At 70.7% G+C, this 20,900-nt stretch carries 17 protein-coding genes and 1 tRNA gene; 5 read left to right on the top strand and 13 right to left on the bottom strand.

Features of this window, described 5'->3' with window-relative positions; all coding sequences use genetic code 11:
* Positions 1-2 precede the first annotated feature (2 nt).
* The 3 genes from ACGFNU_RS15295 to ACGFNU_RS15285 form a co-directional block, all read right to left on the bottom strand.
* A complete protein-coding gene (locus tag ACGFNU_RS15295; protein ID WP_392593894.1) occupies positions 3-1,295 on the bottom strand; it encodes an ABC transporter substrate-binding protein in 1,293 nt (430 codons plus the stop codon).
* A 125-nt stretch (positions 1,296-1,420) separates the two neighbouring features.
* Positions 1,421-4,135: a family 78 glycoside hydrolase catalytic domain gene (locus ACGFNU_RS15290; protein ID WP_392593892.1), complete on the bottom strand. Its 2,715-nt coding sequence runs from the start codon at positions 4,133-4,135 to the stop codon at positions 1,421-1,423.
* A 388-nt stretch (positions 4,136-4,523) separates the two neighbouring features.
* The gene (locus ACGFNU_RS15285) at positions 4,524-5,312 is read right to left on the bottom strand and encodes a DeoR/GlpR family DNA-binding transcription regulator (RefSeq protein ID WP_392593890.1); all 789 of its coding nucleotides are present in this window, start codon (positions 5,310-5,312) and stop codon (positions 4,524-4,526) included.
* 322 nt (positions 5,313-5,634) lie between these two features.
* Between ACGFNU_RS15285 and ACGFNU_RS15280 the strand changes: the two genes are divergently transcribed.
* Both ACGFNU_RS15280 and ACGFNU_RS15275 read left to right on the top strand, forming a co-directional pair.
* A complete protein-coding gene (locus tag ACGFNU_RS15280) occupies positions 5,635-7,248 on the top strand; it encodes an alkaline phosphatase D family protein (protein WP_392593889.1) in 1,614 nt (537 codons plus the stop codon).
* A gap of 44 nt (positions 7,249-7,292) precedes the next feature.
* Positions 7,293-8,723 (top strand): arabinose isomerase, encoded by a 1,431-nt coding sequence (locus tag ACGFNU_RS15275; protein WP_392593888.1) that lies wholly within the window; start codon positions 7,293-7,295, stop codon positions 8,721-8,723.
* Here the strand turns inward: ACGFNU_RS15275 and ACGFNU_RS15270 are convergent.
* From ACGFNU_RS15270 to ACGFNU_RS15255, 4 genes are read right to left on the bottom strand one after another with little or no spacing between them, the layout of a single operon-like run.
* Positions 8,720-9,694, bottom strand: a complete 975-nt coding sequence (locus ACGFNU_RS15270; RefSeq protein WP_392593887.1) for a hypothetical protein — start codon at positions 9,692-9,694, stop codon at positions 8,720-8,722. The genes ACGFNU_RS15275 and ACGFNU_RS15270 overlap by 4 nt on opposite strands.
* The gene (locus ACGFNU_RS15265) at positions 9,666-10,235 is read right to left on the bottom strand and encodes a flavin reductase family protein (protein ID WP_392593886.1); all 570 of its coding nucleotides are present in this window, start codon (positions 10,233-10,235) and stop codon (positions 9,666-9,668) included. Before ACGFNU_RS15265 ends, ACGFNU_RS15270 begins: the two co-directional genes overlap by 29 nt.
* On the bottom strand, positions 10,232-10,726 hold the full coding sequence (locus tag ACGFNU_RS15260; RefSeq protein WP_392593885.1) for a hypothetical protein: 495 nt from the start codon (positions 10,724-10,726) through the stop codon (positions 10,232-10,234). Before ACGFNU_RS15260 ends, ACGFNU_RS15265 begins: the two co-directional genes overlap by 4 nt.
* Before the next feature lie 30 nt (positions 10,727-10,756).
* The gene (locus ACGFNU_RS15255; RefSeq protein ID WP_392593883.1) at positions 10,757-11,893 is read right to left on the bottom strand and encodes an acyl-CoA dehydrogenase family protein; all 1,137 of its coding nucleotides are present in this window, start codon (positions 11,891-11,893) and stop codon (positions 10,757-10,759) included.
* Between the two features lie 195 nt (positions 11,894-12,088).
* Between ACGFNU_RS15255 and ACGFNU_RS15250 the strand changes: the two genes are divergently transcribed.
* Positions 12,089-13,186 (top strand): FkbM family methyltransferase, encoded by a 1,098-nt coding sequence (locus ACGFNU_RS15250; RefSeq protein WP_392593882.1) that lies wholly within the window; start codon positions 12,089-12,091, stop codon positions 13,184-13,186.
* Between the two features lie 74 nt (positions 13,187-13,260).
* On the opposite strand, the gene ACGFNU_RS15245 is transcribed toward ACGFNU_RS15250, so the two are convergent.
* From ACGFNU_RS15245 to ACGFNU_RS15225, 5 genes are all read right to left on the bottom strand, one after another.
* Positions 13,261-14,655, bottom strand: a complete 1,395-nt coding sequence (locus tag ACGFNU_RS15245; RefSeq protein ID WP_392593880.1) for a pyridoxal phosphate-dependent decarboxylase family protein — start codon at positions 14,653-14,655, stop codon at positions 13,261-13,263.
* A 5-nt stretch (positions 14,656-14,660) separates the two neighbouring features.
* Positions 14,661-15,434 carry a tryptophan synthase subunit alpha gene (locus tag ACGFNU_RS15240; RefSeq protein WP_392593878.1) on the bottom strand — a complete coding sequence of 258 codons (774 nt, stop codon included), beginning with the start codon at positions 15,432-15,434 and terminating at the stop codon, positions 14,661-14,663.
* Positions 15,431-16,315, bottom strand: a complete 885-nt coding sequence (locus ACGFNU_RS15235) for a prenyltransferase/squalene oxidase repeat-containing protein (protein WP_392593877.1) — start codon at positions 16,313-16,315, stop codon at positions 15,431-15,433. The genes ACGFNU_RS15240 and ACGFNU_RS15235 overlap by 4 nt, the downstream gene beginning before the upstream one ends.
* Before the next feature lie 20 nt (positions 16,316-16,335).
* Positions 16,336-17,397 carry a hypothetical protein gene (locus tag ACGFNU_RS15230; RefSeq protein ID WP_392593875.1) on the bottom strand — a complete coding sequence of 354 codons (1,062 nt, stop codon included), beginning with the start codon at positions 17,395-17,397 and terminating at the stop codon, positions 16,336-16,338.
* A 100-nt stretch (positions 17,398-17,497) separates the two neighbouring features.
* Positions 17,498-17,589: transfer RNA gene (locus tag ACGFNU_RS15225), tRNA-Cys, on the bottom strand.
* 143 nt (positions 17,590-17,732) lie between these two features.
* Here ACGFNU_RS15225 and ACGFNU_RS15220 point away from each other — a divergent pair.
* Positions 17,733-18,728: a bifunctional lysylphosphatidylglycerol flippase/synthetase MprF gene (locus ACGFNU_RS15220; protein ID WP_392593874.1), complete on the top strand. Its 996-nt coding sequence runs from the start codon at positions 17,733-17,735 to the stop codon at positions 18,726-18,728.
* 28 nt (positions 18,729-18,756) lie between these two features.
* Positions 18,757-18,927 carry a hypothetical protein gene (locus ACGFNU_RS15215; protein WP_392593872.1) on the top strand — a complete coding sequence of 57 codons (171 nt, stop codon included), beginning with the start codon at positions 18,757-18,759 and terminating at the stop codon, positions 18,925-18,927.
* An 83-nt stretch (positions 18,928-19,010) separates the two neighbouring features.
* Here the strand turns inward: ACGFNU_RS15215 and ACGFNU_RS15210 are convergent, their stop codons facing one another.
* Positions 19,011-20,891, bottom strand: coding sequence for a hypothetical protein (locus ACGFNU_RS15210; protein WP_392593870.1), 1,881 nt, complete (start codon positions 20,889-20,891; stop codon positions 19,011-19,013).
* Positions 20,892-20,900 lie beyond the last annotated feature (9 nt).

Below are 20,900 nucleotides of genomic sequence, written 5' to 3'. Positions count from 1 at the left end.
GGTCACTTCTTCCGGTAGGTCTCGTCCAGCTTGGCCAGCGCCTTGGCCACCGTCGTCCGGCCGCCCAGCAGCTCCTGCACCACGGCGAAGTGGGCCGGCTGGATCTCGGCGTTCGGCCAGCCCTGGTCCATGAACGGGACGGCCTTGTTGCCGTCGATGAACGGCAGGAACGAGTTCAGCACGGGGTCGATCTTGGAGTTGGCGTCCCGGCTGAGCGGCACGCAGGCCACGGCCTCGGCCCAGGTGTTCATGTTCTTCTGCTCGCCGAGGAACTCCAGGAACGCCTTGGCCTCGTCGGCGTTCTTGCCGCGGGCGCTGACGCCGAGACCGACGACCACGCCCGCCGGGATCCAGCACTGGTTCGCGTCGTCGGCGCCGGGCACCGGGAACATGTCCAGGTCATCGGGCTTGGACGCGGCCTTGCGGAAGTCGGGCAGCACCGCCGACACCTGGATCGCCATCGCGGCCTTGCCGGTGGCGACCATCGACTGCTGCTGCTCTAGGGTGGTGCCGTTGGGATTGTCGTTGAAGTACCCGCGCTTCTGCAGCTCCAGGTACATGTCGAACGCGTCCTTCCAGCCCGAGTTCGCGAAGCTGGCCGAGCCCGCCCGCATCTGCTCATCGAACTTGGGGTTCTTGGCGTAGACGGTCGAGGGGACGAGTGCGTAGGTGATCAGCTGGGTGACCCACTGGGTCTGGGCGCCGAGCGCGATCGGCACCTTGCCCTTCTTCTTGATCTTCTCGCAGACCTCGAGGAACTCGCTCCAGGTCTTGGGCGGCTCGACGCCGGCCTCCTGGAAGACCTTCTTGTTGTAGATGGCCCCGATGACGCTGGACCCGGCCGAGTAGATGAACGTCTTGCCGTCCCGCTGGAACGCCGGCTGCAGACCGGGCGGGATGCGCTTGGTCCAGGCCTGGTCGCTCAGGTCGGCCAGCAGCCCCGCCTGGGCGATCTGCCCCATGCTCATCGCCGAGCCGTCGCCGGGGTACACCACGTGCACGTCAGGGGCGTTGCCCGCGCCGAGCTGCGTCCGCACCGAGGTCTGCACCTGGTCGGTGGGGGCGTACGAGGCGCTGAACTTGCTCTTGGTGTACTCCTTGAGCAGCAGGTCGAGCGGCTTCTGCTGGTCGGCGACGGCGAGCAGGCGCAGCGTCGCGCCGCCCCCGCCACCGCTCCCGCTGCTTCCGCCGGACGTCCCGCCGCAGGCCGCGAGCGCGCCCATGGCGGCGACGCCCCCGGTCAGCCCCAGGAAACCGCGGCGGCTGAGGGCTGCCGATCCGTACGACGATGTCATGAGTCCTCCTCGAAACCGCGGCCCTGCGCCGCGATGATCTTTGCGGCCCCCGGCGGGGCCGCCATCCGGCGGCGGCCCCGGGCAGGACCGCCGCCGGCCTTGCGGCCACGGCCGCGGACGCCGCCTCAGGGAACGGCGAGCCGCGGGTCGTCCGTGGTGAAGCTGTAGTCCCCGGAGACGACCCGGCACACGAGCGCTCCGGGCTCGGTGCCGAGGATCTGGATCCCGGCGGCATCGGCGACCGGGACCCCGCTCTCGCGCACGCGGCCGGGATCGCCGGCCGGCACGTGCACGATCGCGGTGGCGCCCGGCGGCACGCCCACCTCCAGCCGGAGCACACCGTCCGCGCGGGTCCACGATGTCCGGGCCGTGCCGCGCACCGACTCGTAGGAGGCGCGCGCCCAGGTCAGGTCGCCGGGTCTCGGGCGGATCAGCAGCTCGCGGTAGGCGGCGGAACCGGGGGTCTGGGCGAGTCCGGCGACGCCCTGGTAGAGCCATTCGCCGATCGAGCCCAGCGCGTAGTGGTTGAACGAGTTCATCGCCGCGGCCTGGAAGCCGCGCTCGGGGGTGTAGCCGTCCCAGCGCTCCCAGATCGTGGTCGCGCCGTGCCGCAGCGGGTAGAGCCAGGACGGGGGATCGGTCCGGCGCAGCAGCGCGTGCGCCAGGTCGGGCCGCCCGCAGGCGTCCAGGACCGGCGCGACCAGGCCGACGCCGAGGAAGCCGGTGGTGACGCCGGGACCGGCCGCCTCGACCAGCTCCGCCAGGCGTTCCGCCGCGCGCGGCACCAGGTCGTCCGGCAGCAGGCCGAACGCGAGGGCCAGCAGGTAACCGGTCTGGGTGTCGCCCGCGATCACGCCCTCGGGTGTGACGAAGCGCTCGGCGAACGTTTTAATGATGTGCCTGGCGAGTGCCCCGTAGCGCTGCGCGGTCTCCCTCCGGCCGAGGATCTCGGCGGCGCGGGCGGTGAGATCGGCGCTGCGGGCGAAGTAGGCGGTCGCGACGACCTCGCGCGGGGTGGGCGCGGGGGCGAGCCAGTCGGCGAAGTGCGGGCCGACGCGGTGCCGCCACACCAGGTCGGGGTTGTGCCGGTGGACGTGGTCGACCCAGGCGGTCATGGCGTCGAGGTTGCGTTCGAGGATCCGCTCGTCCCCGTACACCCGGTAGAGGTGCCAGGGCACCAGCACCCCGGCGTCGCCCCAGCCGGGCGCGCCCTCGTCCGCGACGCCCGCCAGCCTCGGCGCCACGTTGGTGAAGCAGCCGTCGGGCGACTGGGCACCGCGCACCTCGCGCAGCCAGCCCTCGAAGAAGGCCGCGACGTCGGCGTTCAGGCACGCTGTCGGCAGGAACACCTGCGCGTCGGCGAGCCAGCCCAGCCGCTCGTCGCGCTGCGGGCAGTCGGTCGGGACGCTCACGAAGTTGGACCGCTGGCCCCAGCAGATGGCCTGGTACAGGCGCTCTACGTCGGGATCGGAACAGGCGAAGTCGCCCGCCCAGGGGGTGTCGTTGTGGAGGACGACACCGGTGATGTCGGCGGCGTCCAGCACGGTCAGGCCGGAGACCTCGGCGTAGCGGAAGCCGTGGTAGGTGAAGCGCGGCTCGAAGACGGTCTCGGCGTCGTCGCCCGCGATGAGCACGTCGGTCGCGTCGGCGGTGCGCAGGTTGTCGGTGTAGAGCGCGCCGTCGTCGTCCAGCGCCTCGCCGTGCCGGACGGTCACCCGGGCGCCGGGCGTGAGACCGCGGGCGGCGAGGCGTACCCGGCCCGCGAAGTTCTGGCCGAAGTCGACCAGATGGCGGTCGGCGCCGAGGCGGGTGACGGTGCGGGCGGCCAGCTCCTGGACGGCACGGATCGGTGGTGCCACGGAGGCGGTGAGCAGCTCGTAGTCGGTGCCGACATCGGTGACGTGGGCGGGCAGCCAGCCTGTCGCGGCGTCGAACCCCGGACGGTCCCAGCCGGGCGTGTCGCGGCGCAGGTCGTGGCACTCGCCCTTCAGCAGGTCGGCGTACCGGATGGGGGAGCGGCGGGTGCGCCACGACGCGTCCGTGGCGATGACCTCGCGGTCGCCGTTCGCGTGCTCGAGGTGGAGCTCGGCCAGCAACTCGGGGAACGCTCCATAGTGGGCGCCGGAGCGGCGGGGGTCGAAGCCGACGAAACCGCTCCACCAGCCGTCGGCGAGGGTGGCGGCCAGGACGTTCTCGCCGGTGCCGACGAGCGCGGTCACGTCGTGGACCTGGTAGTCGATGCGGTCGCGGTAGTCGGTCCAGCCGGGGGTGAGCTCGGCGTCGCCGACGCGCCGCCCGTTCAGCCGCATCTCGTAGAGCCCGCGGGCGGTGACGTAGAGGCGGGCGCGGACGGGTGCGGCCGGGGCCTCGAACGTGCGCCGCAGGCGGACGGCGGGCTGGAGACCGTGGTCGGCGAGGGCGAGCTCGCCCTCCTCCGGCGCGTCCACCACGTCGAGATCATTGATGTCGTGGGTGATCCAGGACGCCTGCCAGGCGGCCGGAACGAGCTGCCCGGTCTCGAACCACGAGCCGGCCTCTCCCGTCGTGCCGTCCTCGGCGGTGACGGTGACGTCCCAGTGGTAGCGCGCGCGAGGGGCCAGCGGCGGGCCCGCGTAACGGACCGACACGGCCGCCGGGTCGTCGATCTCGCCGGTGTCCCAGACCCGCGTCCCGTCCTCGGCCCGCACCCGCACGCGGTACGCGGCGGGCGCGTCGCCCCGGCGGGAGGAGGCGAGCCGCCAGGCGAGCAGCGGGGCCGGCTCGTCCACGCCCAGCGGCTCGGCCGAATGCTCACACCGCAGGCTGTAAGGCACCAGCGCGGTGGTGAGGTGGCCGGTCATCAGCCGCTCCGATCCTTGCATCAATGAGCTGTGAATTAACACGAAAAAGTGTGAGTTGGAGCGTAGGGATGCCGATGTTGGGTGTCAAGGTGTCAGATGCGTCACGTTGTGAAGGTCTTGGCCACCGCACCCGAGATACGCCATGGCGCAGTGCTTTTGGCGTCGCCCCGACGAGTCGGAGCAGGTCACAGGGTGTGATGATATACGCAGGGGCGTCCGCGGGGCTGTGCGGCGCGGGCAGGCGCCGCACAGCGGGCTGGACGATAGCTCGCGGTGCGATAAGCACACGAGCGAACGTTACGAAGTGGTGCCGTGAGGTGGCTCTGGCCTCATCCGGTCAGAGAATCAGGGCGGCGGACCGGAGTGGCGGATCGGGGCGGCGGACCGCTCAGGTGACGGCCACCTCGTAGGCGACCTTGTGCTCGTCGAGCTCGCGCAGCGCCTCGGCGCTCGCGCCGTCGTCCACGATCACGCGGTCGAACACCGACAGCGGCGCCACCCGGTGCAGCGCGACCCGGCCGAGCTTGGAGTGGTCGACCAGCAGCACGTTGCGCGCGGCCGCCTCGAGCATGGCCCGCTTGACCGACACGATGTGCTGCTCCTGATGGTAGGCGAACCCGCCGGAGACGGCCGAGGTCGACACGAAGCACAGGTCGACCTGGAGCGCCGCGATGGCGTCCACGCAGGAGACCCCAAGGAACGAGTCGTGCAGCGAGTCGTACTCGCCGCCCAGTGCCATCAGCCGGATGCCGGGCTCGCGGGCGAGCAGGGTGGTGGTCTCCAGGAAGTTGGTGATCACGGTCAGCGGGGTGACCTCGCCGAGCCTGCGGGCCAGCGCCAGGGTGGTGGTGGAGTCGTCGAGCATCACCGCCATGCCGGGCTCCACCAGGCGGACGGCCTTCTCGGCGATGGCGTCCTTGGCGGGCTGCATGGACTTCATGCGGTAGGCGACGTTGCTCTCGAACACGCCGGACGGCTGCGCGGTGACCCCGCCCCGGTACTTGCGGACGATGCCCTGCCGTTCGAGCTCGTCCAGGTCGCGGTGGATCGTCATGATGCTGACGCCGAACCGCTCGGCCAGCTCGTTCGCGGTGACCGAGCCCGCCGAGAGGACATGATCGGTGATGGCCTGGCGGCGCACGTCGGGCCCGCGCCGGCCGCTGATCTCCTTGGTCATGGTGCGATCCTCTCGTGGCCGGACGGCGGAAAGTTAACACTACCGGTTGATAAAACGTCGACCCCCTGTCCGGGGTGACGCTCCGGTCCGGCCGCTCGGCCTGATCGGGCTCGACGACCGCGGGCCGGGTCCTCAGCTGGGGGGATCTTGACGCCGTTCCGTGCCACCCCTAGCCTCAATCTCACATTTTGAAAGTTACGTTCACATCTTTACCCGTGATCCGGACGGGCGGGTGTGACCGCCCCCGAGTTCCCGACTTCCGCCTTCTGCCACGTCACCCGCCGCTGTGCGCGCGTGCAGCCCCCCGAAGGGAAGTGTTCAGATGTCTTCGAACGACAACGAGGTGTCGCGGCGCCGGTTCATCGGAGCCGGCGGGGCCGGCGCGGCGGTGGTCGTGCTCGGCACCGGCGCCCTGGGGGCATCGGCCGCCCACGCCTACACGCTGCGCAAGTCGGGACTGTTCATGCTCGGCGTCGCCTCCGGCGACCCGTCGCCCGACGGCTTCGTGTTGTGGACGAGGCTGGCGCCCGAGCCGTTCGCGGCGGACGGCAAGGGCGGGATGCCCGGCCGCCGCATCCGCGTCGAGTACGAGGTCGCACGCGACGAGCGGTTCCGCCACATCGTCAAGCGAGGCTCGGCGGTGGCGGCGCCCGAGCTCGGCCACTCGGTCCATCCCGAGGTAGCGGGGCTCCAGCCGGACCACGAGTACTACTACCGGTTCCGCGCGGCGGGCGAGATCTCCCCGGTGGGCCGGACCCGCACGATGCCGGGTGCGTCCACGCAGCCACGGGAGCTCAACTTCGCGGTCGCGTCCTGCCAGGCCTGGCAGGACGGCTTCTTCACCGCCTACGACCACATGGCCGAGGAGGACCTCGACCTGATCGTGCACCTCGGCGACTACATCTACGAGTACGAGATCGCGGCCAACAACAGGCGCGGCGTCCCCGTGCCGGGCCCGCAGTTCACCACCGAGACGTTCGACCTGGCCCGCTACCGGCTGCAGTACTCGCTCTACAAGTCCGAGGCGCCGCTGCAGAAGGCGCACGCGCTCTTCCCGTTCATCCACACGCTCGACGACCACGAGGTCGTGAACGACTGGGCCGACGACACCGTCATCATGGGCCGCAACCCCAACCCCGACCCGGCCGAGTTCGCCCGGCGCAAGGCGGCGGCGTTCCAGGCCTTCTACGAGAACCTGCCGCTGCGCCGGTCGCAGATGCCCTCCGGCCCCGACATCCGGCTGCACCGCCGGATCTCCTACGGCCGGCTCGCCACGTTCACGATGCTGGACACCCGGGGCCACCGCGACATCCAGGCCTGCTCCTACGGCAACGGCACCGGCCGGACCAAGGACTGCGACGAGCGCTTCGACGCGTCCCGCACCGTGCTGGGCGACCAGCAGCGGCGCTGGCTTCTGGACGGCTTCCGCACCTCCCGCGCCCGCTGGCACATCCTGGGCAACCAGATGCCGATGGCGGAGACCGACTGGGACCCGGGGCCGGGCAAGGACGTCTGGGTGGACCCGTGGGACGGGTACGCCGCCGAGCGCAACCGGCTCCTGGCGGCCGCGCACGACCAGGGCGTGCGCAACCTCGTGGTGGTCAGCGGCGACCGGCACCAGAACTACGCCGTCGACCTGAAGCGCGACTACGACGACCCGAACTCGCCGACCGTGGGGTCGGAGTTCGTCGGCACGTCGGTCACCAGCGGCGGCGACGGCACCGACGTCGACGACCTCGGCCGCACGTTCCTGTCGGCCAACGCGCACATGAAGTTCTACAACGCCCAGCGCGGCTACCTGCGGGTCAACGTCGACCGGCGGCGCTGGCGCACCGACTTCCGGGTACTGCCATACGTGCAGAAGCCGGGCGCGCCGGTCACCACCCGCGCCAGTTTCGTGATCGAGGACCGCAAGCCGGGCGTGCAGACGGCCTGAGAGCCGTCCGCCCCGCCGCCACCACCCTCTCCGAGGAGGACACCATGACAGTGCTTCCGCTCGACCGCGTCACCGCGCCGCGCGTCAAGGTCGGCCTCGTCGCCGGCGGCCTGGGCGCCTACTGGCCGCAGTTCCCCGACCTGCTGCCGCAGCTGCGCGCGTCCGCCGGGCGCGTGTCGGAACGGATGCGGGAGCTGGGCGCCGACGTGGTCGACGTCGGCTTCATCTCCGACGCCCAGGAGGGCGCGGTGGCGGCGGAGAAGCTGCGCGCGGCGGGCTGCGACCTCATCGTGGGGTTCCTCACCACCTACATGACCGCGACCATGCTGGTCCCGATCGCGCAGCGCAGCGGCGCGCCGGTGCTGCTGATCAACCTCCAGCCGACCGAGTCGATGGACCACGCGACCTTCGACACCGGGCAGTGGCTCGCCTACTGCGGCGCCTGCCCGCTGCCGGAGATGGCGAACGCGTTCCACCGGTGCGGCGTCCCGTTCCGCTCGGTCAGCGGTTACCTGGAGGACGAGCGGGCCTGGGCGAAGATCGGCCGCTGGGTCCGCGCAGCCGGGGTGCGGGCCGCGCTGCGCCGCGGCCGGCACGGCCTGATGGGCCATCTCTACCCGGGCATGATGGACGTCTCCACCGACCTGACCCTGGTCAGCGCCAACTTCGGCGGCCACGTCGAGGTCCTGGAGTTCGACGACCTGCGGGTCCGGGTGGAGAAGGTCACCGACGCCGAGGCCACGGCCAAGAAGGACCACGCGGCGGAGATCTTCGAGTTCGCGGACTCGGTCAACGACGACGACCTCACCTGGGCGGCCAAGGTCTCGGTCGGCCTGGACCGCCTGGTCGAGGACTTCGAGCTCGACAGCCTCGCGTACTACCACCGCGGGCTGGACGGCGAGATCCACGAGCGGCTGGGCGCCGGGATGATCCTCGGCGCCTCGCTGCTCACCGCCCGGGGCGTCCCCGCCGCCGGCGAGTACGAGCTGCGCACCTCCCTCGCCATGCTGATCGCCGACAGGCTCGGCGCGGGCGGCTCGTTCACCGAGCTCCAGGCCCTCGACTTCCACCGCGGCCACGTCGAGATGGGTCACGACGGGCCCGCGCACCTGGCGATCTCCGCCCGCCGACCCCTCCTGCGCGGCCTGGGCGTCTACCACGGCAAGCGCGGCTACGGCGTGTCGGTGGAGTTCGACGTCAAGCACGGCCCGGTCACCGCTTTCGGCATCATCCAGCGCCGCGACGGCGGTTACGCGCTCGTCGCGTCCGAGGGCGAGACCGTCGACGGGCCGCACCTCCAGATCGGCAACACCACCTCCCGCGTCGACTTCGGCTGTGACCCGGGCGAGTGGACCGACGCCTGGAGCGCCACCGGCATCTCCCACCACTGGGCCCTCGGCACCGGACATCTCGTCCCCGACCTGCGGGCCCTGGCCGACCTGATGGAGATCGACCTGGTGGAGGTACGTCCCTAGGTCTTCAGGATCGCGGCCGCCTCGGCGAGGTCCATGTAGTGCAGGCGGGCCTCGGCCATCTCGTCGGTCCACCGCTCGGCGATGTCGTAGCGTTCCATCGGGGTGGTCTCCAGCAGCTTGCGGCCGGGGAAGACCTCGTAGCCGTCGAGCAGATCGGTGTGTTCGCGCATGCCTTCCTGGAAGAGGTTCTCGCGGCGCAGCACGTACTTGAGGACGGGCACCTCGTCCCAGAGCTTGCGGCCGGCGGTCACGATCTCCATCACGCGTGAGCGGTATTCCGGCTCGCGGATGAGGTGCTCGCGCACGATCGAGCTGCCGACGGTCAGGTGGCGGATCTCGTCGATCCCCGCGCCCCGGGCGATCTCGCCCGCCGCCGGGTCGAGCCGGTCCCATTTGCGCTCGCTCAGCTCGGCGGCGGGTGCCAGGACGCCTTCCACGACGATCGTGAACGCCGCGACGGCGCCGACGAAGTCGCCCTCGTCGCGCACGGTGCGGACCACGAACTCCTCGATGGGGGCGAGCACCTCGGCGACGTAGTCGGCGGACAGCTCCGCGATGGTCTCGTGCAGCTCCGCCGCGGGCACGCCGAGCTCGACGAGGTGGTTGCGGAAGACCATCGCGTGCCTGGCCTCGTCCAGCACCTGCGTCGCGAAGAACTCCATCTCCGGGACGCCCGGCGCCTCGGCCACGAAGTAGGAGAGCGCCCGGGCCGCCCGATCCTCGGCCACCGAACGCCAGCCCAGCTCCAGGACCAGCGCCTCGCGGAGCGGGCCGTCCTGGCGCATGAACTCGGGCGTGGCGGCGGCCACGGCGTGGCCGGTCCGGGCCCGTCCGAGCAGGGTGCCCTGCGCCACGGAGGTCAGCCAGTACGCCAGGTCGCAGTCGCGGGTGGTCAGGGTCAGGTTCATCGCGCCGTCGAGCAGGTTGGGCGCCAGGTCGAAGTCAGCTTCCCGCGGCACTGAATGCGTCATGTCGGCTTCCTCTGTGATGGGGGTGGGTGGTCTCGCGTGGCAGGACGCGGAGCATGCCGTCGTGCAGGCGCCCGGTGAAATGCAGCAGGGGCCCGCCCTCGCCGTCGCGGGCGGTGACGACCTTGCCGATCAGGAGGTTGTGGTCGCCGGCCGGGACCGTCGCGGTGAGATGGCAGCCGAGCGACGCCAGCGACCCGCCGATCCACGGCGCTCCGCTGAACGCGTCGGGCTCCCACTCGAGATGGTCGAACTGGGCCATCCCGCGCGGCCGGGAGGGATCGGCGAACCAGCCGGCGAGCGCGGACTGCCGCGTGGACAGCACGTTCACCGCGAAGCGCCGGGCGTCGCCGATGAGCCCGGCGAGACCCGATCCCTCGCGCAGGCACACGCCCACCAGCAGGGGGTCCCGCGAGATCGCGGCCACCGAGGAGACCGTCGTGCCGTGGACGTCGTCGCCCTGCCACACGGTCAGCACGGCCACGCCGGTGGCCAGGCGGCGGACCGCCCGGCGCAGCACCGTGTCCAGCTCGTCCGCCGTCATTTGACGGGCACCCCGGCGGTGGAGACGGGCGCCCGCCGGCCGGCCGGCCGCCCGGCGGAGACCTCGTCGATCAGCCGGCGGTAGCCGGGCGCCTCGTGCGGCTCGAACGGCAGGCCGAACGGCTTGAGGAAGTTGCCCCAGATGCCGCGGTCGCCCCAGATGTGCCACGGGATCGCCAGCAGCGCCCACTCCCAGCCGATCGTCAGCCCCCAGGCCACGATGACCGCGCCCTGCGTGATCTGGCTGTGCAGGATGTTGTAGGCGATGTAGTAGTTCTTCGAGATCCAGCCGGTCGGGCTGCGCCGGAACGCGATCGCGCCCGGGATGTAGCCGATGAGATCGATGCAGGCGAACAGCGCGAGCGCCGGGAGCCAGCGGATCTCGCTCCAGTGCATGACGAGGAGCACGTTCACGGCGATCCACGCGGCCACGTACTCGGCCCGGTGCAGCCGGAACGTCGTCGGGCTCTCGAAGGGGTTCTTCACATCCATGGCCGGGTTCCTCCTCGGCGGACGGGCTGGTCAGGACAGCCGCAGCGGCTGGCCGGTGAGATAGTCGACGAGGGCCTCCGCCATCGCGGTGCGCGACGGCGGGTGGTAGGCCAGCGGGCGGACGGCGGCGATCAGGTAGGCGATGTCCGGCGACCGGATGAACGCGATGCCACCGAGCAGCTCCGCCGCCAGGTCCGCGGCCGACCTGAGCGCCCGCTGGGAGGCGTATCTGGCCACCAGGACGGCCGAGACGGCGGCGTCGCCGGTGAGCCCGCCGCCGATGGCCCGGGCCACGCCCTCGACCAGGGCGACGGCCGACTCCAGCTCGATCGCCGCCTGCGCCCGGTCCGTCACGCTGCCGCGGCCCCTGGTCAGGGCCTGTTCCACCAGCGCGCTCGCGGTGCCCACGTAGACCGAGGTCGCCAGCATCTCGAACCAGGCGAACCCGGTCGTCTGCAGGTCGTCGAGCCGGTCCGGGTCGTCCGGCTCGGTGCGGATCACCATGTCCGCCGGGACGAACACGTCGTTGAGCCTGACCTCGTGGCTCTCCGCCCCGGCCAGCACGTTGCTCAGCCAGAACCGGTGCACGGAGATGCCCGGCGAACCGGCCGGGATGAGCAGCAGCGCGAGCGTGGGAATCCCGTCCACCGGTACCGCGGCGCTGGCCGTGAGCACGTCCATCGACCGGGCGAGGCTGCACGGCTTCTTGCCGCCGTTGACCAGGTAGCCGCCGTCGGTAACGCGGGCGGTCGCCGCTGGGATGACGATGTTCGCCCCCGGCTTGCCCTCGGCCCATCCGGACGCCACGAGGAGGTTGGCAGGCGCGATCTCGGTCAGGAGCTCCAGCTGCGCGGACGTCAGCCGCCCGGCCCTCGCGGCGAGCGAGAACAGCGTCGCCACCGTGTAGTGATGCATGGTGGTCGCGGCACCCAGCGACGGCGAGTACGACGACATCGCCCGCACGACGCGCGACGCGCTGAGCGCGTCCACTCCCAGGCCGCCGTATTCCGCCGGCACCATCAGCCCGGGCCCGCCGAATTTACGGAAGATGCCGAGAACGGGCCCGTCCGGTGCCTCACGTTCCTCAAGGGAAATGTCAGCGAGCGCGGCGCACATGCCCGGGTGATGGCGCTCGCATTCATCACGCGCCTCGTCAAGCGATCGCATCAGTCATTCTCCGACCTATTTCGGGCGACTTCTCGAACATGATTGCAGCCGGTTCTGACGGCATGCTGACGACGAACGGACCCGGATTGCACAACGCCGGGGCGGTCAGCGCGACGTCAGTGCGGAGTGGGATCCGCCTGACACGATGAAGACCCCTTTCACGCAGTACCGAGGTGCAAGAGGTAGGGAGATCGTATGTCGCTCCGCCAGGTCACTACCGAAATCGAAAGGACACTGCGCCGTTATCCCGGAATAGCGCGTGCCCGCGTTCTTCGCGATACCGACGGCAAGCTGGTGGCGCAGGTGCTGCCATGGGGCACGCATTCCGTCACCGCCGACACCGGTGTCCTCGCCGAACTGGCGGTGATGAACATGGCTGAGACGCGATTCCTGCACGACGAGATTTTCGTCGACGAGGTCTATCTGCGCGGCGGAATCGTGCTCCGCGAGAACGCCGTGGTCTTCGATGTCGGCGCGAACATAGGGATGTACAGCCTCTTCATCGAGGCGCGCTGCCCCTCCGCGCGGGTGTACGCCTTCGAGCCGATTCCCGAAGTGTTCGCCAAGCTCCAGGAGAACATCGGCGAGCGCGGCCTCACCACCCGGTCGTTCGAGTACGGGCTGTCCGACCGCGAGCAGGAGGTCTCGTTCTACTACTACCCGGACATCTCGATCATGTCGTGCCGGCACGACTACACGAACTGGGACAACGAGGTCGAGCTGATCAAGCTGTACGTCGCGAACGAGCGGCAGAGCGGGCCGCCCGGACGCGCGGAGCATCTGGCCGAAGTCGAGGCGCTGGCGGGCAAGGACTTCGAGTTCGTCGAGCGCCGGTGCCGGCTGCGCCCGATGTCGGCCGTGATCGACGAGGTCGGAGTCCGCGCCATCGACCTGATCAAGATCGATGCCCAGCGTGCCGAGCACGACGTGCTCAGGGGGATCGAGGACCGCCACTGGCCACTGATCCAGCAGATCAGCATGGAGGTCCACGACGAGGCCGCCTCACCGACCGAGGGCCGGGTCAAGCAGGTCACCGAGCTGCTCGTGGAAAAGGGGTTCCGCGTCAGCGTCGAGGTCGAGGAGATGCTCCGCGGCACCGGCCGCTATGCCGTCTACGCCATCCGGCCGGGTTATGACCGCGACCCGCGTCCGGTGGTGGCGGCGGCCGGCACGTCCCACGCGGTCGAGCCCGGCCTCGTCGCGGACTGGCTGTCCGACCGCCTGCGGCCGGATCTGGTGCCGGACCGGATCGTCGTCGTCGACGCCCTGCCCGAGCCGCTCCCGGAGTCCTGACGATCGAAGAGCCGTTCGCCGGAGATGAATGTCCGGCGAACGGCTCTTCGTGTCTCCTGATTCGCGTTTCCTGGTCAGCCGTCGATGAGCATGCTCGGCCCGCCGGCACCGTCCAGTTCCGGGGCGATCGTCGCGATCACCTCGTCGACCAGCCGCTCGGTGGTCTCCGGGTGGACGAAGCAGAGCCTGGCCACGGGCTCGCCCTCCCATTCGGTCGGCAGCACGAAGGCGATCTGGTCTTCCAGGAGCCTGGCCGACCACTTCTCGTAGTCGTCCCATCCCCACCCGTCCCGCCGGAAGAGCACCACGGACAGCTCCGGCTCGCAGACCAGGGTGAGGCCCTCGGTGCCCGCGACGCGGCCGGCCGCGTAGCGGGTCATGGTGAGCGTGTTCTCGATGCCGTCGCGGTAGGCGTCGGTTCCATGGACGGCCAGCCCGAACCACAGGGGCAGGCCGCGGGCGCGGCGGGTCAGGTGGTAGGCGTAGTCGCTCGGGTTCCCCATGCCGTCGGCGTCGTCATCGTGGATGGCGTCCAGGTAGGAGGCCCGCTGAGCGTGCACCGCCCGCGCCATGGGCGGGTCGCGGTACAGCAGCGCCGCGCAGTCGAACGGCGCGAACAGCCATTTGTGCGGGTCGATGACCAGGGAGTCGGCCTGCTCGACGCCGTCGAAGAGCCCGCGCACCGAGGGCGCCAGCAGACCGGCGCCGCCATAGGCGGCGTCGACGTGGAACCACAGCCCGTGCTGCCGGGCCACCTCGCCGATCCCGGCCAGGTCGTCGACCAGCCCGCCGTTGGTGGTGCCGGCGGTCGCGACCACGGCCACGACGTCGTCCCGGTCCGGCTCGCGGGCCAGGGTCTCCCGCAGCGCCCGTCCCGTCAGCCGATGGTCGTCCGTGGGCACCAGCAGCGGTTCCATGCCCAGGACATGGAGGGCCTTGCCGATCGAACTGTGGGCGTCCGCGGTGACCGCCACCTTCGGCCGGGCGCCCTGCCCACCGTGACGGCTCAGGCCCGCATCGCGTGCGACCAGGAGGGCCGACAGGTTGCCGCTGGAGCCGCCGGACACGAAGCAGCCACCTGCGCCGGCCGGCAGCCCGGCGGCGTCGGCCAGCACCCGCAGCGCCTGGTTCTCGGCCGCGACCGGCCCGGTGGCCTCCAGCCAGGAGATCCCGTGCAGCGTGAAGCAGGAGACCAGGATGTCGAAGAGGATCGACGTCTTCGACGGCACGCACGACACGAAGGCCATGAAGCGCGGTGTGTCGCACGCGATGATGGCCGGCGCGACATCCCGGAGGAACGCCGACAGGACCGTTTCGGGATCGTGGCCGGAGGCTCCGACGAGCTCGGCCAGGGTCTCGGCGACCCGCTCCCTGTCACCGCCTGTCCGCAGCGGTACCTCGTCCAGGTCGAGCTGCCGCAGGCATTCGTCGAAGACGCGCCGCGCCAGCTTGTGGTCCAGAGTATGCATGGGGCCTACCTCGCCGCGGTGACGATGTCCTTGAGCCATCCGGTGAACGACGCCATCCCCTCGTCCAGCCTGGCGAGGGCGGCGGAGCCGATGATGACGCCGTCGCAGCCGCCCGAGCCGCGCAGCTCCTCGACGTCTGCGGGCTCGCTGATGCCGAAGGCGGCGCAGACCGGCAGATCCGGGCGGACGGAGCGGATCTCATCGCGCTTTCGCCGGAGATCGGTGAGGGATGCGGCCCTCGTCCCGGTCTCCGGCCCCAGGGAGGCGTACACGAATCCGCCGCCGAGGGCGAGGAGCCGCCGGTCGTCATCGGACAGGCCGTCGGCGGTGGCGTCGACCGCGGGAATGATGACCGCCCCGTCCTCGGCGGCGGCCTGCGCGTAGGGCGCGAGGTCCGGAGGGTCGGTCTCGAAGAGGTAGCCGGAGACTCCGGTGCGCAGCGGGGGCGGCGCCGACCAGACGGCGGGCGACGGCCATGCCGACCCGTAGACGATGGCCACCCGCACGGGGGCACGCAGCAGCCACGCGGTCGCCTCGGCCTCGGAGTAGGGCTCGGCCTCCCGCAGGGCCCGGGCGATCATCGGACCGGTCCTGGGCGACCACCGCGGATCCGAGATCGCCGCGAACTCGATGAAGTCCACGTCGAGGCCGAGGCACAGGTCGAGCGCCTCGATGCTCGCGCTCCAGGTCGGGAAGCCGGGGATGAGATAGATGCCGACCGCGAGCCCGCCCCGTTTCGCGCGACCGCCGATGACGTCCGACAGCCGGGACGGGGTCATCGCTCGGCTCCGAGCGGAGCGGGGAGCAGGGAGAGGACGCGCAGCGCGCAGTACGACTCCCACAGCGTGGCGTGCTCCCGCGCTCCGAAACCGCCGCCCGGCTTGCCCAGGCCTTCCACCGCAGGCCCGAGCCGGTCGGTCCAGACGGCGGCGTCCAGCACCTCGCCCGCGCGGAAGCCCCAATATGAGGCGGCGAGTGAAGGTGTGTCATCGCCTGGGGTGAGCGTCGCGAGGCCAGAGGGTGTGTCGAACCGCTCCCTGAGCCATGCGGTCGTGACGCGGCCCTCGGCGGCGCTGACCGGGTGTTGCAGGAGCGACAGGCTGCAGATGGCGCAGTAGGTGTGCTCGGTGTCCGGTGGCTGACCCGGTTTGCCGCCGTAGCCTCCGTCGCTGTTCCGGCATGCCTGGAGGAAATGGACGAGCGAGCGGGACACCTCGGGCGAGATCAGGCTCAGCGCGCCCAGCTGCTCGAGTGCGCGCAGCACATAGAACATCTCGTCGATGTCGGATGCCGCGGGCAGGTCAGGCGTGGCGAGCTCGTCGACGAACCAGTGCGCGAGCTCGCGGGGGACGTCGTCGCGCAGCCCGGCGAGCGTGAACGCGCGCACGGCGTAGTAGCTCGCGGCCCGGGACGGCTCGGGGTCGGCGGCGGTCATCGCGAACGCGCCGTCCCGCCGCCGGCACTCGTCGATGAACGGGGCGGGCGTGACCGCCTCACCGGACAGCAGCCAGGTGATCTCGGCCGCCCAGCGCAGTGCCTCCAGGGTCGGCTCGTCCTCGCGGGCCTCCAGGTAGGCGCCCGGCCCCTGCCGGCGGGACGTCAGGAAGCGCAGCGTCGTGCCGGCCGGAAGCAGCGTCGGGGAGTTGGCTGGAAATGGCATCAAAAGAACAGCTCCTCATGTTAGCCGGCGGCGGTGCCGAAGAGATGACTTTGCGGTGCGACATCGAGGTAGTCGAGGTCGGCCAAGGCGGCGGGTACCGGCAGGCTCTTGGGTGTCGGCTCGTCGAAGAGGAAATCGCTGCGCAGCTCGCTGCGGTGCCTGGAGAGCTGGTAAGTCCGGAACAACATCCGCACCTGTTCATGGATGTCGTTCATCCGCTCGGCATCGAGAAAGGTGCTCGCCTTCGCCAGGCTGCTCATTTCGGCGAGCGCCGCGATCGAGATGGTGAAGCTGAGCAGGTCGGTCGGCTCCACCAGGGCCCGGTCGTGCGCCCGATACCGGTAGGGCTTGGGCAGGGCTTCGAGCAAGTCACCCGCATAGATGGTGAAGTCGGCCGCGCGGTCCATCGTCTCCGGGCTGGAAAGCATGTCCCGGGACATGACGTAGTTGATATAGCCGAACAACTGCGGATTGCGGCTGTAGTAAAGGAGGGTGGCCGGGCCTTCCCGGTCCGTGGCGCCGCGCCGCCGCCGCAGATCGCTGATGCACGTCCCGTAGCAGCCGGAATCGACAAGGGCGAGGGAGGACCGCCGGAGCAGCAGATCGACCGTCGACGCGTCGGGCGGGGTGGCCCTGGACACGTGCGCCAGATGCAGGTCGACGCCCTGTTCCAGAGCCGTCGCCGCGACATGGAACGGCAGCGCGTCGCGGGCCAGGAACACCAGGGTCCCGATCGAGTTCTGCCGGCACCAGCGCAGCGCCCAGCCGGTGAAGCCGAGCCAGACGGGAGTCCACGGCTTGATGAGATTGATGAACCGCTCGGTCGTGCCACAGAGCCAGGCCTCGAGCTCGCGCTCCAGGCCGAACGTCCGGTTGCAGATCTGCTCGACCTGATGCTCGGAGAGGTCGTTCGAGGCCAGCAACGCCTGGCGGAACTCCGCACCGGCCTCATCGACCGACGGGAGAGTGGGCGGGCTCGCGGCCAGCCATTTCTCCAAGCAGTAGCTGGCGACCGCGCGAGAGTAATCGGCGGTCATCTGGTATTCGGCCGGCTTGGGCAGGTCCCGCAGCAGGGTCGTCAACCATTGGTGGACACCCTCCACGGGAATCTCAAGGGAGGCTGGGGCACGAAAGCCTGACGCCACGAATTCTCCTAGGAAAAAAGGACTGACCTCGTTGTCGCGGAGAGGGCAGGATTCGAACCTGCGTAGGCGTCTGAGCGGCACCTTCCCGGCTTGCGCCGGGACCCATTAGGCCACTTTGGGAACCTCTCCAAGTTGTTTCGCTAAAGCCATCATGCCGGATGGCTCTGATGTTCTGCTGACTCGTAACTGACCCTTCCTCGCCTTGAAATTCGCGCACCTTCGTGCGATAAATTTCGCGATGGGAAAAGCCATGTCATGAATGGAGCACGCCGATGACCGAGACGCTCACGACGTCGGACATCGCACTGGACGCCATCCGGCGATATCCCGGCGCGGACAATCCCAGTTCGTTCCTCGCGGTCAACGAGGGCAACAGCCATCTGCACCTGCCGGACACGCCCGGCGTGATCGTGTACCGGCCCGCCGGGCGTTATCTGGTGCAGTTCGGCGGCCCGTTCGCGCCCGAGGAGGCGCGGCCCCGGCTGCTGCGGGCCTTTCTCGACCTGGCCGCCGAACAGGACCGGGAGATCGTGGTCATCCAGCTCCAGGGCGCTGACGCGGCCGAGTATCTGGAGGAAGGCTTCACCGTCAACCAGATAGGCGCCTCATACGCGCTCCGGCTCGATACCTTCAGCCTGCGCGGGACGGCGTTCATGCAGCTGCGCAACAAGATCGCGCGGGCGCTGCGAAGCGGGATGGAGATCAGCGAGGCGCCGCTCAGCGCGTGGCACACCGCCATGGGGGATCTGGACGCGGAATGGCTGGGCGCCAAGGGCGGCGCGCGGCCGCTGGAGTTCCTCGTGGGCCAGTGCGGCGGGCCCCATCAGCACCTGCGCCGGCTCTTCGTCGGCGCGCACGGCGACCGGCTGACCGGCTACATCTCCTACTCCCCGGTCTACGGCTCCCGGCCCGGGTGGATGCACGACCTCAGCCGCCGCCGCCCGGACTGCCCGCCGGGCGTGATGGAAGCGATCAACAAGGCGGCCATCGAGACGTTCCAGGCCGAGGGAGCGGAGTGGCTCCACTTCGGCTACACGCCCTTCTCGGGGCTCTCGGCCAGATTCGAGTTCCCCGGTCACAGCCGTGCCTTCCAGTGGTGCATGAAGGAGCTCTGGACCAACGGCGGGCACATCTACCCGGCGCAGACCCAGTACGCCTACAAGGAGAAATGGAAGCAGGACGTCGTCCTGCCCGAGTACATCGCCTTCCAGCACGGCGCCAGCATCCCGGCCCTGGTGCACGTCTTCCGAGCATGCAATGCAGTCTGACCCGCGACGAGACCCGGGAGGGAACGCCATGGCCGACGAACAGGACGAGATCGCGGCGGCCGGCGCCACGGTCGTCGAGATGCTCGGCGCGTGCGCCGGAGCCCCCGATGACAAGGAGATCGGCCGGGCCGCCGACGACGCGCTGATGAGACTCGAACGACTCCTGAGCGCGGGCCCGGCGGCCCGTTCGCCGCACTGACCGGCCGCCGGACCGCGAGCGCCACCGCCCGTTCCGATCGGAACGGGCGGTGGCGCCCGTGTCCACGCGCGGCCGGCGAGCGGCTAACGAGCGGTCGTCGCGCTCGCGCCGTCGGCGTTCCCGAAGTTCGCCGGGCAGTCCGTCTGTGGCCATGGCGCCGGGACCTGCACCTTGCCGGCGTCGAGGGTCGCCTGCCGCCACCTGTCGATGACCGGGCAGTCGGCCGTGCGGGACACGTCGGTCCAGGCGCCGATCCCGTACCGGCGGGTCGCGGCGGCACTGACGAAGAAGCCGAGGAACTCCGGATAGTTCCAGCTGGTGAAGGTGGTGCCGCGCGCGTCGCCGGTGCGGCCCGTGTACTCGGTGGACCAGCCGGCCGGCTCACCGTGCCGCCCGATCGCCGCCGACCGCAGGGCCCCGCGCATCAGCCGCGGGTCCGCCGTCGTCGGGCTGAACGGTGTGGTGAAGGCGTTGTAGGTCAGGTACACGCGGGAGGCGTCGGGCGCGATGGCGGTGGCGGCGTACAGGACCCGCTCGCCCGGCAGTGACGCCTTCGCCGGCTCGGACCAGGTTTTGGCGCGGTCCTTGGAGTACGAGAGCAGGGCCGCCTCCCGGTTCTGGCCGAACCGGCCGTCCGCCCAGGTGAGCATCATCTCGTCCGTGGCGTCGTGACCGGTGGGGGCGCCGTTGGCGACGCTGACGCTGGGCCCGGGCTCGTTGGCGGTCCCCGCCGGCCCTTCCTCGGTGCAGCGGTCGCCGATCCGGTCCACATAGAAGCAGCCGTTGTTGATCTGCATGAAGTCGACCGGTGCGGTCCAGGTGGCGCCGCCGTCGGACGACTTCACGACCGACAGTGCCGCCGCGGGATCGTGCGAGGGGAAGTGCCCGGAGAAGTGGGTGAAGAACGCGTAGACCGCGCCGCGGCTGTCCGTGCGGATCGTGCACGACATGCGGTAGCCCTCGGCGGCCGAGTTGGTCGGCGGGGCGGCGGCGCGGGTCGCCCACGTCTGGCCGCCGTCGCCGGACGCGGCCACCGTGGGCTGGATGGGGCCGTCGTTCCCCGTGATCTGGAAGTCGTTGTAGCACATGTAGACCCGGCCGAAGTACCGGCTGCTCGCGGCGTTGTCGGCCCAGATCTGAAGCCCGGTCGGGGACGAGACGGCCGGTGTGCGTTCCGGCACGATGACCGGGGCCGACCAGTTCGACTGGTCGGCGACGCGGGCCGGCGTCGGATCGTCCAGGTGCGACACCATCACGGCGGCCCTGGAATCGATGCGGCCCGGCTCGATCGGCGTGTTGGTCAAGGTCGAGCCCGCCGAGCTCACGTACGCGCGCGAGCCGTTCGCCCAGGAGAACTTGCCGTCGCGCAGCACCGGGCCGATGGCGGCGGCGGCACCGCCCCGGGCCGCCAGGCCCTTCTCGTAGTAGTTGGGGACCGTGTGGATCGGGCCCGGCTTCGGCGTGCACGGCTCCACGGTGGGGTCGCATCCGGCCGCCGTCAGCCCCTGATAGGTGGGCTGGGTCCAGCGGCGGCCGCTGTCGAACGAGAAGTACACGCCGCTGAGACCCACGCCGAGGGCGAGCCTGCCGCCTCCCGCGGGGTTGGCCGGGAGACCGCACGCCGCTCCCGTGGTGGCGGCCTCCTTCGAGCACCGCGGCAGGTCCACCAGGTCGTTCCCGGCCGCCACGACGACCTGCGGATGTGCCGGGTCGACCGCCAGCACCGGCTGGCGCTGCGCGTTCCGCGGGAACTGGTCGGCGGGGCTCGCCACGCTCATCAGGGCGCCCGTGGCCTTGTTCCGGGTCATCGAGTTCTGGGTCATCGAGTTCCGTGTCACCGGCCCGGTGGGCTCGTCGTGCCCCAGCGCCCCGGCGGCGTGAGCCGCGGGGTATCCCGCCAGCGCGACCGCCAGGCAGCAGGCCGCGGCCAATTTCGACCGTCTTCGGATTCTGGGCTTGCTCACGTGCCTCTC

The sequence above is a fragment of the Spirillospora sp. NPDC048911 genome (genome assembly GCF_043198015.1).
Taxonomy (GTDB): Bacteria; Actinomycetota; Actinomycetes; order Streptosporangiales; family Streptosporangiaceae; genus Spirillospora.
Note: the sequence above shows the minus strand (reverse complement) of the source record. Positions and strands in the feature narration are given on the sequence as shown.

Coding starts and splice junctions, on each gene's coding strand:
- ACGFNU_RS15295 (WP_392593894.1), bottom strand. CDS start 1,295: ATGACATCGTCGTACGGATCGGCAGCCCTCAGCCGCCGCGGTTTCCTG.
- ACGFNU_RS15290 (WP_392593892.1), bottom strand. CDS start 4,135: ATGACCGGCCACCTCACCACCGCGCTGGTGCCTTACAGCCTGCGGTGT.
- ACGFNU_RS15285 (WP_392593890.1), bottom strand. CDS start 5,312: ATGACCAAGGAGATCAGCGGCCGGCGCGGGCCCGACGTGCGCCGCCAG.
- ACGFNU_RS15280 (WP_392593889.1), top strand. CDS start 5,635: ATGTCTTCGAACGACAACGAGGTGTCGCGGCGCCGGTTCATCGGAGCC.
- ACGFNU_RS15275 (WP_392593888.1), top strand. CDS start 7,293: ATGACAGTGCTTCCGCTCGACCGCGTCACCGCGCCGCGCGTCAAGGTC.
- ACGFNU_RS15270 (WP_392593887.1), bottom strand. CDS start 9,694: ATGACGCATTCAGTGCCGCGGGAAGCTGACTTCGACCTGGCGCCCAAC.
- ACGFNU_RS15265 (WP_392593886.1), bottom strand. CDS start 10,235: ATGACGGCGGACGAGCTGGACACGGTGCTGCGCCGGGCGGTCCGCCGC.
- ACGFNU_RS15260 (WP_392593885.1), bottom strand. CDS start 10,726: ATGGATGTGAAGAACCCCTTCGAGAGCCCGACGACGTTCCGGCTGCAC.
- ACGFNU_RS15255 (WP_392593883.1), bottom strand. CDS start 11,893: ATGCGATCGCTTGACGAGGCGCGTGATGAATGCGAGCGCCATCACCCG.
- ACGFNU_RS15250 (WP_392593882.1), top strand. CDS start 12,089: ATGTCGCTCCGCCAGGTCACTACCGAAATCGAAAGGACACTGCGCCGT.
- ACGFNU_RS15245 (WP_392593880.1), bottom strand. CDS start 14,655: ATGCATACTCTGGACCACAAGCTGGCGCGGCGCGTCTTCGACGAATGC.
- ACGFNU_RS15240 (WP_392593878.1), bottom strand. CDS start 15,434: ATGACCCCGTCCCGGCTGTCGGACGTCATCGGCGGTCGCGCGAAACGG.
- ACGFNU_RS15235 (WP_392593877.1), bottom strand. CDS start 16,315: ATGCCATTTCCAGCCAACTCCCCGACGCTGCTTCCGGCCGGCACGACG.
- ACGFNU_RS15220 (WP_392593874.1), top strand. CDS start 17,733: ATGACCGAGACGCTCACGACGTCGGACATCGCACTGGACGCCATCCGG.
- ACGFNU_RS15215 (WP_392593872.1), top strand. CDS start 18,757: ATGGCCGACGAACAGGACGAGATCGCGGCGGCCGGCGCCACGGTCGTC.